The sequence below is a fragment of the Mesorhizobium sp. WSM4849 genome (genome assembly GCF_055811385.1).
The window spans coordinates 33,052-46,743 of sequence record NZ_JBVVPW010000044.1; the positions used below are offsets into that span (position 1 = coordinate 33,052).

10 protein-coding genes are annotated in these 13,692 nt (G+C 61.2%); 8 read left to right on the top strand and 2 right to left on the bottom strand.

Features of this window, described 5'->3' with window-relative positions:
• Positions 1-40 precede the first annotated feature (40 nt).
• Entirely contained in the window at positions 41-3,163 is a 3,123-nt protein-coding gene (locus tag AC0L3L_RS32510) for an MFS transporter (protein WP_473641293.1), read from the bottom strand.
• A gap of 326 nt (positions 3,164-3,489) precedes the next feature.
• Positions 3,490-4,560, bottom strand: coding sequence for a LacI family transcriptional regulator (locus AC0L3L_RS32515; protein ID WP_473641295.1), 1,071 nt, complete (start codon positions 4,558-4,560; stop codon positions 3,490-3,492).
• A gap of 400 nt (positions 4,561-4,960) precedes the next feature.
• Here AC0L3L_RS32515 and AC0L3L_RS32520 point away from each other — a divergent pair, with 400 nt between their 5' ends.
• The 8 genes from AC0L3L_RS32520 (at position 4,961) to AC0L3L_RS32555 (ending at position 13,323) form a co-directional block, all read left to right on the top strand.
• Positions 4,961-6,199 (top strand): ABC transporter substrate-binding protein, encoded by a 1,239-nt coding sequence (locus AC0L3L_RS32520; protein WP_473641297.1) that lies wholly within the window; start codon positions 4,961-4,963, stop codon positions 6,197-6,199.
• 112 nt (positions 6,200-6,311) lie between these two features.
• The gene (locus AC0L3L_RS32525) at positions 6,312-7,205 is read left to right on the top strand and encodes a carbohydrate ABC transporter permease (protein ID WP_473641299.1); all 894 of its coding nucleotides are present in this window, start codon (positions 6,312-6,314) and stop codon (positions 7,203-7,205) included.
• The gene (locus tag AC0L3L_RS32530) at positions 7,198-8,133 is read left to right on the top strand and encodes a carbohydrate ABC transporter permease (protein ID WP_473641301.1); all 936 of its coding nucleotides are present in this window, start codon (positions 7,198-7,200) and stop codon (positions 8,131-8,133) included. The genes AC0L3L_RS32525 and AC0L3L_RS32530 overlap by 8 nt, the downstream gene beginning before the upstream one ends.
• A gap of 2 nt (positions 8,134-8,135) precedes the next feature.
• A complete protein-coding gene (locus AC0L3L_RS32535; protein WP_473641302.1) occupies positions 8,136-9,233 on the top strand; it encodes an ABC transporter ATP-binding protein in 1,098 nt (365 codons plus the stop codon).
• 54 nt (positions 9,234-9,287) lie between these two features.
• Positions 9,288-10,034 carry a sugar phosphate isomerase/epimerase family protein gene (locus AC0L3L_RS32540; RefSeq protein ID WP_473641304.1) on the top strand — a complete coding sequence of 249 codons (747 nt, stop codon included), beginning with the start codon at positions 9,288-9,290 and terminating at the stop codon, positions 10,032-10,034.
• Positions 10,035-10,046: 12 nt separating this feature from the next.
• Positions 10,047-11,210, top strand: a complete 1,164-nt coding sequence (locus tag AC0L3L_RS32545) for a Gfo/Idh/MocA family protein (RefSeq protein ID WP_473641306.1) — start codon at positions 10,047-10,049, stop codon at positions 11,208-11,210.
• A 393-nt stretch (positions 11,211-11,603) separates the two neighbouring features.
• Positions 11,604-12,650 (top strand): L-glyceraldehyde 3-phosphate reductase, encoded by a 1,047-nt coding sequence (gene mgrA, locus AC0L3L_RS32550; RefSeq protein ID WP_123151711.1) that lies wholly within the window; start codon positions 11,604-11,606, stop codon positions 12,648-12,650.
• 268 nt (positions 12,651-12,918) lie between these two features.
• The gene (locus tag AC0L3L_RS32555; RefSeq protein WP_473641308.1) at positions 12,919-13,323 is read left to right on the top strand and encodes a Fur family transcriptional regulator; all 405 of its coding nucleotides are present in this window, start codon (positions 12,919-12,921) and stop codon (positions 13,321-13,323) included.
• Positions 13,324-13,692: the final 369 nt, after the last annotated feature.

Genomic DNA, 13,692 nt, shown 5'->3' on the forward strand with positions numbered 1-13,692 from the left:
CGCTTTGCGCCGCGCAATGGACATTCCGATTACCTGAAAATCACTGCAATCCGCGCGATTGGGCTGTAGAACTGGATTCCAGCAACCCACTCTTTGCTGACTTCGCTGTTTGCAGGTCATGGAGTTTCTGGTTCGCGGCACGCAGTCTTCCACCCAACACCCGGCAGATCTGCAGCAGAATACCCGGCCGCTGCCGGGCAAGGTCCTCGAAATGCGAACGCTCCAGCACAAGGCAGCTTGCGTACCCGACCGCAACTATATCCGCCGAGCGCTCACCTTCGCCGAACAGCGCCATCTCTCCGAACATCGAGCCGGGTTTCAGCGTTGCAAAGTCGGTGAAGCCCGAAGGACCGCGCTGTCTCACTTTGACTTCGCCTTCAAGGAGGACAAAAAGCTCCTCGCCATGCGCGCCCTGCTTGACGATAACCTCGTCGGATAGGTAGTCGGTGCGCTTCATGACCTGTTGCACTGCATACAAATCGTCGAGCGAGCAGCTTTCGAAAATTGGCACATTGCGCAGGAAAAGCAGGCGGTCGAGCAAACCGTGTTCGGCATTCGGCATATCGGACTCCAATGATCGTGCAGCCACAGCGGCCCGGCGTAGCCAGGGCAACGAGGAGGTGCTCATGGCATCGAGCACGGTTTTGATAGGGAGGGTCTTGCCACGCTTGGCCGTATCACCGTCAAGCAGTGGGATGAGCGGCGTCACCAACCGCCGCTGGTCGACGGCGGTAATTGCCTCTGCCGCGCGAGCACGCATACGCTCGTCGCGGGCGCTCAGGAAGCGCCGGATATAGCTGACCGTCTGTTTGTGGCCCAGGGCAGCAAGCGTCACCAGGACCTCGTCGATCGCGGCCTGATTGGCCTCTGCCATTGCAATTCTGGCGATCGCAGCCCAGGCGAGGTTGCTGTCGGGCACTGCCTGACGCCATTGGCGATACCTGTCAATACGGGGGAAGGCATCTTTCTGCAGATAGCTGAAGAGGGCTTCGGTGGCGCCTACGTGGCCGAGCACCTCGATGACGGCGAGGCGGACGGATGGATTCTCGTCTCGCAGCATAGGCAATACCGCTGCCACGGAATCCTTGCGGGCGACCAATGCCGCGATTGCGACGCGGCGTACCGATTCATCCCGATCCGTCAGCCCGACAGCGATACGCTTCGCCGGCCAGCCTCCTCGCACCGCCAGTTGATAACCAATCACTCGTCGTCCCGTGTCGTTGGAACGGACGGCTTCCTCGAGCAGGTCCTGGGGCAGACCAGTACTCCCGGGCTTGGAATAAGGCAGGGCAGCGATCGTCTTGACTATGACCTCTTCAAGCGAAGCATGATTGCGAATGATGCTGACGAGCATCGGCGTGAACGCGTCGTCGCACCGCGCGGCGGCGAGCGGCAGCAGTGCCGTGGCTACCTCCAATTGAGACTGGGCCATCGTTACGAGCGCTTGCGCCGCTTCCGGCGATTTGCCGAGGCGTGCAGCCAAATCGAGCGCGATCATCACCGGTGCCTGATCCCGATCCTCGGGCAGGGATCGCCCCACTGCCACAAGGTACTGGGCGATGCGGACGCGGAGCACCGGTTCCGCATTGGGCCAGAGTGTCAGCAGATCTGCTGCATGCCGGTCGCCTCCACGAGCCAGGGCGATGACCGTTTCGTCGCCCGATGTCGTGAGTTTCTCGGTGATTGGTTCGAGGAATGGTCCTATCGAGGTATGGGCAACAATACGCAGAGCAAGTTCGGTCGCAGTTCTGTCCTGTCCACTTAGCATCACGACGAGGTCCGCACTGTTGCTCGCGGCGACGGCCGATGCTTCGCGTATCAGGAACTCGTCGCGATCGAGATCGACAGCCCCCTCTCGCAGTATCCCTACAAGCCCGCTGACATAGCGCCAGCCGATACTCCATCCGCATGCGAGGAAGCAGAGGCTAAGAACAACGCCGAGCACGCCGACACCGAAAAGACCTGCGAATTGCGCCACCACCCAGACCAGCAGCCCGGATACGGCCAATGCCATCGGATAGATCAGGCTGTCGTTGAAGGCGCGCAGCCGGCTTGCAAACCGCCCTGGAACTGCGTTGTAGTTGATTGCCGTGACCGGCGCATCGATATTCTTGGAAAGACCATCATAGACGACGTGCGCAAACATCGCGACCGGCAGCGCCGGACTGGCAAGCATGGCGATGAAGCTCACTCCGCACGCGGCTGGGAAAACAAGGTTCATGCGCGCGATGCCGAGCCGTTGCATCAGCGGGCTGGTCAGCCACAACCCGATCGCCATGCCAACAAAATTCAGGGCGCCGCTCATCAGTCCGAAGAACTTGGCAAGCGACTGTTCGTCCGGAAAACTGTCGGTGTAGATGTTGAAAACCATATACTCAGCGATGCATTGCGTAACAATATTCAGGAAAAGTGCGGTTGAAAGCAGAATTGCTATTAAAAATCCCCGCATCATGCTGCCTATGCTGCGAAGGTTTTCAAGTATTCCGGACTCTCCCTGCTCCTCCCTTTCGCCCGCCGGCTTCCAGCGGAGAGACAGCCAGGCCAGATGCGCGAGGCAGAGGCACAGTATCAGCGGCATGCCGAAGAGCAGCCAGAAGGGCGATACGAAACCTGCAAGCAAGCCGGCGAGGCTGCCACCCACCATGCCCCCTGCGGACAAGGCGACAGCGACACGCGTCGAATAGCGCGTCATTTCGCGCGCAGTCAGATAGTCGATCAACACCACTTGGAAGACGCTGTAGAGCAGCGACTCCAACACGCTGATTCCTGCGTAGAGCGCATAGTCCGCTGCCGTACCGCCAAACCCGCTGGCGAGGATCAACAATGCTGTCATCACAATGACGGCGACCATGAACCGCTGCAGCAGGACAACACGGCTGCCGCGGTCGATCATCCGGGCATAGACAACCCACGCGGGAATCGAGACGAGAGCGAACACCATGTAGTAAATCGCGATCCCCTCGCCGCCTTGGGTCGATAGAAACCGGGCAGCCGCCAAGGAGGAACCGAAGGTGTTTGCGGTCGCGAGCAGGAAGGCGCTCAGTACGAGATGCCCGATGCGATCGTTGGGAATCGGCAGCCTGCGAAGCCAGCGAAGGAGCATTTCAATTCCCGAGGGGGCACTCATGGGTTGGCCACTCGAAATCTTTTCCGCCTTGGTCAAACGTCGCATTCACGAATAGCTAAGTTGCGCCAATAGGGTCTCTTGGAACCAGACCATTTCATTGGCGCGAAGGATAGTGCCTTGCGGTAGAAGCGCTCCCAGAACGCACGACGGGAACCGGTGACCGGCAAATGTCACCTTTGGGTCACTCACGACATCGGAACTTGGGAGTTGAACGTCCGCTATCAGCCTTCCTACACCACAAGCGGACCTACTGCTTCCGGCCCCAAGGCTGCCAGTCAGCAGCGCGCATTTTTCAGCCAAGTGGACTCACTTGGCGTCGCAGAAATGCGGCTAAGACAAATAGATGGAGCGGGATGCCCAGTTCAATTTGAACGTATCCCGCTCTGGTCGGGAGGGCGATAGGCCAGAACCCCGGTCGGCTTGCTCAGGCTCTGCAGGGAGCCAGGTGCTGCGCCGCCGATCCAGCCCAACACCGAGCGGGCGAGCTCCGCGCCGGCCAGCCGGAAGTTCTCGTTGACCACCAGCAATTCCCTGCGGAACAGGTGCAGCAGGTCGGACGACTGCTTGGACACCACGTCGACATCCCGGCCGAGCTTGAGGCCGGCGTCCTCGATGCCGGCGACGATGGCGAGTGTCGCGGCAGCGGCACTGCTGACGAAACCGTCCGGCCTGACGTCGCGGCGCATCAGCTGCGCGGTCCTCATCCTGATCTGCTCGATCGAATGGTCGACCGAAACGGTGTTGAACGGGATCTCGCTGGCGCCGACCTCGCTCAGCGCATCGGTGAAGCCGTTCAGCGTATGACTGTGGTAGGTCAGCTCGACTGGAGGCGCCAGCAGAGCCAGCCTGCGGCGGCCAATGCCGGCCAGGTGGCGCACGGCCTCGGTCGCGAACGCATAATTGTCGAAATCATGATAGGGGTGGATCAGCCCCATATCGGTGCGGCCATGCGTGGCAAAGGGGATACCACGCTCCAGCATGTAACGGGCCCTGGGGTCATTCGGCTGGGTGCGCGAAATGATGACGCCGTCGGCGGAGCCGGTTTCCACCAGATAACGTATCGGGTCCAGGGGATCCTGCGAGCGCGAATAGGGCGTGACGATCAGGTGGTAGGGTGTGTCGGCGATGACTTCCGAGACGCCGTAAATGATGTCCGAGACAAAGCTCATGATCTCGCGCTCGGTGTTGAGCACGAGACTGATGACGTTGGTCTTGCCGGTCCGCAGGCGCACACCGGCACGGTTGGGGCGGTAGCCGATCTGCCTGGCGACGAGCTGGACGCGTCGCCTGGTTTCGGCGCCGATCTCGGGCGCGTCCTTCAACGCCCGCGACACGGTGGTGACGCCCAGCCCGGTCATGAAGGCAAGCGTCTTCAATGTCGGCCGGCCCAGTGCCGAGGCCTCGTCGTCCTTTTCCGTCTGATCTCTGTCCATTCATCCCGCCCGTCAGGCGCATAGCAGTTGCCGTGCAGGTCGGCAATCGGCGGGTCGCCCGCCTGATGAACACCCTATATACTGAAACGTTACAGATTGTCACTTGTCATCGCGCAGCGGCCCAGTAAAAGCTAACTTGGATGAGCGGCGCTCCGTTCGACGCAAAGTCGGTGGGCGTCGGCAAGGACTTGCCCACGGAGCAAGGTTTTGCCGAATTTCACGCATTGTGGCATAATTTTGCAATGCAACCTATCTTGCTGCGGCGCGGTGGACGGACATTGCGCGGCGAGCTTGTTCGCGGCTCGAAAAAATGCCGAGCTGCTCCAGTTCGGGGGTTGCGCGCTTCCAACAATTGCCGTATCGAAAATCTGTAACGTTTCAGATTCTGGGAGGAGCCGAAATGCGATACCAATTCATGACCGCTGCGTTGGCGGTCACAACCGCGCTGCCATTCGCCGGCCCGGCGGCAGCGACGGATCTGGAAGTCACCCATTGGTGGACTTCAGGCGGCGAGGCGGCGGCGGTCGCCGAATTCGCCAAGGCGTTCGACGCGACAGGCAATCATTGGGTCGACGGCGCTATCGCCGGCTCCGGCGGCACGGCGCGGCCGATCATGATCAGCCGCATCACTGGCGGCGACCCCATGGGCGCCACCCAGTTCAACCACGGCCGGCAAGCGGAAGAATTGGTGCAGGCCGGTCTGATGCGCGATTTGACCGATCTCGCCACCAGGGACAAGTGGGCGGAAATCGTTCAGCCGAAGAGCCTGCTCGACGGCTGTACCCTCGACGGCAAGATCTATTGCGTGCCGGTCAACATTCACTCCTGGCAGTGGCTATGGCTGTCGAACGCGGCCTTCGAAAAGGCCGGTGTGCCGGTGCCGAAGAATTGGAATGAATATGTTGCAGCCGCCCCTGCGCTGGAGAAGGCAGGCATCATACCGCTGGCGGTCGGCGGGCAGCCCTGGCAATCCTCGGGCGCCTTTGATGTGCTGCTTACGGCGGTCGGCGGCACGGACACTTTCTTGAAGGTCTATCGCGACAAGGATGCCGAATTCGCCGCCGGACCCGAGGTCGCCAAGGTGTTCAAGGCCGCGGACGATGCCCGCAAGATGGCGAAAAACACCAATGTGCAGGACTGGAACCAGGCCACCAATCTCGTCATCTCCGGCAAGGCCGGCGGCCAGATCATGGGCGACTGGGCGCAGGGCGAGTTCCAGGTTGCCGGCCAGACCGCCGGCAAGGATTATACGTGTCTTCCCGGCCTTGGCCTGAACGAGGTCATCGCCACCGGCGGCGACGCCTTCTACTTCCCGCTGCTGCAGGACGCTGAAAAGTCCAAGGCGCAGGAAGCGCTGGCCGAAACGCTGCTCGATCCCAAGACGCAGGTCGCCTTCAACCTCAAAAAGGGTTCGCTGCCGGTGCGCGGCGATATCGACCTCAAGGCGGCGAACGACTGCATGAAGAAAGGGCTCGACATCCTGGCCAAGGGCAGCGTCATGCCCTGGACGGACCAGCTGCTGTCGCAAGACACCCAAAAGCAGAAGGAGGACCTTTTCTCCGAGTTCTTCGCCAAGCCGGACATGACTGTGGAAGAGGCGCAAAAGCGCTTCGCCGACATCGTCGCCTCAGCGGACTGACGGTCGACGAACCGCTCGCTCCCGGCCCGCCGCGGGGCCGGGAGCTCCGGGTCAAGGCCCTTACCCTTCGGCCTTGACCCTTCCGCCTTACCGATCCAGCCCGGCTGTGCAGATGAGCAAGAGCGAACGCCCCAACCAACTCTTCCGCAACCTTAACGCCAAGGTCGCCTCTATTCCGATGGTCCTCACCGCACTGGTGATCTTCGTCGGCGGCAGCGCGTGGACGGTGCTCTATTCCTTCACCAATTCAAAACTGCTGCCGCGGCTGAACTTCGTCGGGCTCGACCAGTATTATCGACTGTGGTCGACGCCGCGTTGGCTGGTCTCGATTGAGAACCTGCTGGTCTACGGCGTGCTGTCGCTGGTGTTCTCTCTGGTCATCGGTTTCATACTGGCGGCGCTGCTCGACCAGAAGATCCGCTTCGAGGACACGTTCCGCACCATCTTTCTCTACCCGTTCGCGCTCTCCTTCATCGTCACCGGCCTTGTCTGGCAGTGGCTGCTCAACCCGGAGTTCGGAATCCAGGGGGTGGTGCGCAGCCTCGGCTGGGAAAGCTTCAGCTTCGATCCGCTCTACAATTCCGACATCGTCATCTACGGCATCTTGATCGCCGCGCTCTGGCAAGGCACCGGCCTCATCATGTGCCTGATGCTGGCGGGCCTGCGCGGCATCGACGAGGATATCTGGAAGGCCGCGCGGGTGGATGGGATACCCACCCTGAAGACCTATCTCTTCATCATCATCCCGATGATGCGACCGGTCTTCATCACCGCGCTGGTCATCATCGCCGCCGGCATCGTCAAGGTCTATGACCTGGTTGTCGCCCAGACCAGCGGCGGTCCCGGCATCGCCTCCGAAGTGCCGGCCAAATATGTCTATGACTACATGTTCTTCGCCCAGAACCTCGGCCAGGGCTTCGCCGCCTCGACCATGATGCTGCTGTCGGTGGTGGTCGTCATCGTTCCCTGGGCCTATCTCGAATTCGGAGGCAAGAAGCGTGGCTGACCTTGCCGTTCCCCTGCCTGCCGGTACGGGCTCTATCGGGCTTGAGGCATCCGGGCCGCGAGGGCCCAAGCCGCGGCATGTGTTCTCGCGCCGCAACATCTTCCTCTACGGCACGCTCATCGTGGTGGCGCTGTATTATCTGCTGCCGCTCTATGTGATGGTGGTGACATCGCTCAAGGGCATGCCGGAGATACGCCTCGGCAACATCTTCTCGCCGCCGCTGGAGATCACCTTTGAGCCTTGGGTGAAGGCCTGGTCCAGCGCCTGCACCGGCCTCAACTGCGACGGGCTCTCGCGCGGCTTCTGGAATTCGGTGCGCATCACCGTTCCGTCGGTTGTCCTGTCGATCGCCATCGCTTCGGTGAACGGCTACGCGCTTGCCAACTGGCGCTTCAAGGGCACCGATACTTTCTTCGTGATCCTGATCGTCGGCGCCTTCATCCCCTATCAGGTGATGATCTATCCGATCGTCATCATCCTGCGCGAGATCGGCCTCTACGGCAGCCTAAGCGGCCTGGTGATCGTCCATTCCATTTTCGGCATGCCGATCCTGACGCTATTGTTCCGCAACTATTTCACTTCCATGCCGGAAGAACTGTTCCGGGCGGCGCGCGTCGACGGCGCCGGCTTCTGGGGCATCTATTTCCGCATCATGCTGCCGATGTCGCTGCCGATCTTCGTCGTCGCCATCATCCTGCAGGTGACCGGCATCTGGAACGACTTCCTGTTCGGCGTCGTCTACACCCGCCCCGACACCTATCCGATGACGGTGCAGCTCAACAACATCGTCAACTCGGTGCAAGGCGTGAAGGAATACAACGTCAACATGGCCGCCACCATCCTGACCGGCCTGGTACCGCTCGTCGTCTACTTCGTTTCCGGCAAGCTTTTCGTGCGTGGCATCGCCGCCGGCGCGGTGAAAGGATGATGATGACAAGACTCGAAAATCCCAGCGTCTCGATCCAGGACCTGTCGCTGAATTTCGGCGCAATCTCGGTGCTGGAAACCCTCAACATCGATGTCGCCGAGGGTGAGTTCATCGTGCTGCTCGGGCCGTCCGGCTGCGGCAAGTCGACCTTGCTCAACTGCATCGCCGGGCTGCTCGACGTTTCGGACGGCCGCATCTTCATCAAGGGCAAGAACGTCACCTGGGAGGAGCCCAAGGACCGTGGCATCGGCATGGTGTTCCAGTCCTATGCGCTCTACCCGCAGATGACGGTGGAGAAGAACCTGTCCTTCGGGCTGCGCGTTGCCGGTATTCCCAGGGACGAGATCGCCAAGCGCATCGCGCGGGCCGCCGAGATCCTGCAGATCGAGCCGCTGCTGCAGCGCAAGCCGTCGGCGCTTTCGGGCGGACAGCGCCAGCGTGTGGCGATCGGGCGGGCGCTGGTGCGCGACGTCGACGTCTTCCTGTTCGATGAGCCGCTTTCCAATCTCGACGCCAAGCTGCGCGCCGAGCTGCGTGTCGAAATCAAACTGCTGCACAGCAAGCTGCAGAACACCATGATCTATGTAACCCACGACCAGATCGAGGCGATGACGCTGGCCGACCGCATCGCGGTGATGAAGGGCGGCGTCATCCAGCAGCTCGACGCCCCGCAGACCATCTACAATCGCCCGGTCAACCGGTTCGTGGCCGGCTTCCTCGGCTCGCCGGCGATGAATTTCCTCGACGGCCGGCTGGAGAAAAATGATGGCAACTGGCACTTCGTCGCCGAGGATGTGCGGATCCCGCTCGCCACTTACGTTTTCGAAAGGGAGCCCGTGCCGGGAGCGGCGGTGTTCGGTATCCGGCCCGAGCATGTCGCCTTCAACAGCGGCTCCGGATGGCCGTTCACAGCCACGGCAAATGTCGTCGTCGTCGAACCCATGGGGTCCGACACGCTGGTCTGGCTGAAGCTCGCAAATCAGAATTTCACGGTTAGGGTGACATCCGAGCGCACGCCAAACAATGCCGACACGGTGAGCATCGGTTTTGACCCGATGCGCGCTTCGCTGTTCGACGCCGCAACCGGCAACCGCCTGTAACTCCCCAGAATTTCACCTCAAGCCCATCCATCCCCCAGAGAACGGACAGAGACGATGAATTGGTCATTCCAACTTTACAGCGCCCGCAATTTCCAACCTTGGGAAGGGGTGCTCAAGATGCTGGGCGAGCTCGGCTACGCGCAAGTCGAAGGGTTCGGCGGCGTCTATGACGATCCCAAGGCGTTTCGTGCCGAACTCGACAAGAACGGGCTCGCCATGCCGACCGGCCATTTCTCGATCGATGCGCTCGAGAATGATTTCGACGGCGTGCGCAAAATCGCCGACGCGCTCGGCATCAGTCTGCTCATATGCCCCTATCTGGTCGCCGAGAGCAGGCCGACCGACACGACCGGCTGGCGCGGCTTCGGCGCACGCCTGGCCAAGGTCGGCGAGACGGCTAATAAGGCCGGCTACGGCTTTGCCTGGCACAACCACGATTTCGAGTTCAAGAAGCTTGCCGACGGCTCGGTGCCGCAGGACCATATCCTGGCGGCAGCGCCCGACATCGGCTGGGAGATGGACGTGGCCTGGGTGGTGCGCGGCGGCGACGATCCGCTGTCCTGGATCGAGAAGTATGGCAAACGTATCGCCGCCGTCCATGTCAAGGACATTGCCAAGCCTGGCGAGGGTCTCGACGAGGACGGCTGGTCGGATGTCGGCCACGGCACGATCGACTGGGCCGGCCTGATCAAGGCGCTGCGCGCCAAGAGCGCCGCCAAATACTACGTCATGGAACAGGACAACCCCAACGATATCGAGCGCTTCGCCCGCCGCTCGATCGCAGCCGCCAAGACCTATTAGGAGCAAACCAGCATGGCAAAAAAACTTGGGATCGGCGTCATCGGCTGCGGCAACATTTCAAAGGCGTATTTCTCGTTCGCGCCGCTGTTTCGCGGCATCGAGATGCGCGCCTGCGCGGATATCAACATGGATGCGGCCAAGGCGCGGGCGAAGGAGTTCAAGCTGCGCGCCGAGACAGTCGAAGGGCTGCTCAAGGCCGGCGATATCGACATCATCGTCAACCTCACCGTTCCGGCGGTGCACTCCGATGTGTCGAAACAGATCCTCGATGCCGGCAAGCACGTCTATTCGGAAAAGCCATTCGTGCTGTCGGTCAAGGAAGGGCTCGACCTGAAGAAACTGGCCGAGAGAGATGGACTGCGCATCGGCTCGGCGCCCGACACTTTCCTCGGTGGCGCGCACCAGCTTGTCCGCAACCTGATCGACAGTGGCAAGCTCGGCAAGATCACCAGCGGCACATGCCACGTGATGAACCATGGGATGGAGCATTGGCACCCCAATCCGGACTTCTTCTTCCAGCCTGGCGCTGGCCCGGTGCTCGATATCGGACCCTACTACATCACCAATTTGATCCAGCTGATCGGGCCGGTAAAGCAGGTGGCGGCGTTCGCTTCGATCCCGAAGACGGAGCGTACCATCTCGTCCAAGCCTCGCGCGGGCGAAAAAGTCCTGGTCGCCACGCCGACGACGATCCACGGCGTGATGGAGTTCGAGAATGGCGCCGTGGTGACGCTCAATACCAGCTGGGACGTGTGGAGCCATGGCCATGCGCCGATGGAACTCTACGGCGAGTTGGGCACGGTGTTTTTGCCGGATCCGAATTTCTTCGGCGGTGACGTTTGCATCACCGATGCCGCCAAGCCGGTCAAGAAGCTGCCGAAGTGGAAGCATCCGTTCGGCGTGGCCAACCAGATGCATTCGCACGGCATGATGGCTAACTATCGCACCGCCGGTCTCGCCGACATGGCGCTGGCGATCACGGAAGGTCGACCGCATCGGTGCTCGATGGAACTTGCGCTGCATGCCGTGGATGTGATGACCGGCATGTTGCGGTCGGGCGCGAGCGGAAAGTTCGTTGCCATGCAGACCACCTGCGAACGGCCTGCGGCACTGGGCGTCAAGGACGCGGAAGGGCTGTTGGCGAAGAAGAAAGGGCTCTTGGCAAAGAAGAAATAGGCGTAAGAGGCTGTTTGGAAACTCTACTCCAGCCGCCATCTGATGGCGTTTTCTGCGCTTACCTACAGCGCCGCGCGTCCTTTGGACGCGCAAAGGACGCTGTAGCACTTTTGATTTTGCGCATGATCCTCTCCGAAAATCCGTCCGATTTTCGGGGTCATGCGGGCTCACGGACCCAAATGTCCGCTCCGCTCCGGTTCTCGAAACCACCACCATATGACTCGCCGGAGCGACTTTCCAAACAGCCTCTAAGCGCTTCAGTGATTGCGACACGTGCTGTTTTCCGTCGACCCCTCTCCCCATGAAAAAGGGGAGAGGCTAAGGGTGAGGGCAGAGCCGACTCACCTTTTCGCGGTGGCACTGCCGGGCTCGCTTTTGCTTTGAGGATCTCCCATGCCCTATGTCCCCGCCGAAAACCGCTACGAGAAAATGGTCTATAATCGCTGCGGGCGATCCGGCCTGAAATTGCCGGCGATCTCGCTCGGGCTCTGGCACAATTTCGGTGACGACACACCGCACCGGACCAAGCAGGCGATCGCGCGCAAGGCCTTCGATCTCGGCATCACGCATTTCGACCTCGCCAACAATTACGGCCCGCCGCCCGGTTCGGCGGAGACGGCTTTTGGCGAAATCCTGCGGACAGATTTCTCCTCCTATCGCGACGAGCTGATCATCTCGACCAAGGCCGGTTATGAGATGTGGGCCGGACCCTATGGCGAATGGGGCGGGCGCAAATATGTGCTGGCCAGCCTCGACCAGAGCCTGAAGCGGATGGGGCTCGACTATGTCGACATCTTCTATTCGCACCGCTTCGACCCTGATACTCCGCTGGAAGAAACGATGGGCGCCCTCGATCACGCGGTGCGCTCGGGTAAGGCGCTTTATGCCGGCATCTCCTCCTACAATTCGCAGCGCACGCGCGAGGCCGCCGACATTTTGAAGCAGCTCGGCACGCCTTGCATCATCCATCAGCCGAGCTATTCGATGCTCAACCGCTGGGTCGAGGACGATGGTCTGCTCGACACGCTGGAGGGGCTCGGCGTCGGCTCGATCGTGTTCACGCCGCTGGCGCAAGGCATGCTGACCGACAAATATCTCGGCGGCATCCCGGAGGGCAGCCGCGCCAGCCAAGGCAAGTCGCTGAGGCCGGCCTTCATCAACGACAAGACCATCGCCAACATCAAGGCGCTGAACGCGATTGCCAGCCGACGCGGGCAGACGCTGGCGCAGATGGCGCTGGCCTGGGTGCTGCGCAAGGGCCGGGTGACCTCGGCGCTGATCGGCGCCAGCCGACCGGAACAGGTCGAGGATTGCGTCGGCGCGCTGAAGGCGCTCGACTTCAGCGATGCCGAGCTCGCCGATATCGACACCTACGCGCGCGAAGCCGACATCAATCTGTGGGCCGCCTCCGCCGAGCGCAAGGGTCCGCCACGGAAGTGACTCAGGGCAATCACTTCAGACATCGAAAATTGGTCTGAAGCGATTGCCTAGCAAGTGATTGGCAACGCATAGCCAAACAGGTGTGCGGGAACTCCTCCCGCTGGTTTCATTTACGCGGCCGCCAATGCGTCGGAGTTGGTCGGCTTTGGGCCATGCCGGCACAGGAACAGTAGCAAAGAGGCCCGTTCGTCGCTATCTGGAGAGGACTGGAGCCGCTTGCATGCGGAAATGACGTGCAACCGGCGCAAAACGGGTTGGAAACAGGATCATGGCGGCAAGGGATGTGCTGACGAAAAACCAGCTGTGCGTGCTCGAGAAACTCGAGGCCGCCAGCGGGCCGCTCAGCGCCTATACATTGCTCGACCAACTTCGCGATCGGGGTTTTCGAGCACCGCTGCAAGTCTATCGCGCGCTCGACACGCTGGTGAAGTCCGGCTTCGTGCACAGGCTCGAAAGCCTCAATTCCTTTGTCGCCTGCGCCGAGCCGCACGACCACAGCCATTCGATGACCGCCTTTGCCATCTGCGACACATGCGGGCAGGTGACCGAATTTTCCGACCGTGATGTCGGACACCGGCTCGACGAATGGGTGCGCTCGACCGGTTTTGCCGCCAAGAAGGCGGTGATAGAATTTCGCGGGACGTGCGCCAAATGCCTGGCCGAGGCGGCTTAAGGGTCTGTTATGCCGCGACATAGCGGTGGATGGCGGAGGGAAGCGCCCCCCTCTGTCCTGCCGGACATCTCCCCCACTTGGGGGGAGATCGGCCGTCACCACCGCCTTCGCGAACCGCCACTGTCGCAAGAGCGAGCGGTGCGCCGAAGCTGCCAATCTCCCCCCTCGTGGGGGAGATGTCCGGCAGGACAGAGGGGGGCGCCAAGGATCGCTACAGATCGCAACTGGTCGGCCGCTGTCGGCGGGCGCGGGCGTCGAGGCGGCTTAGATCAGGAAGCCAGAGGGCAAGCTTTAGTCGTCCGTGAAGAACTCGGAATGCTTTGATTCTGTTTAACAATTTCCCCTGATTTGAGGTTTCAGATTGCCGAA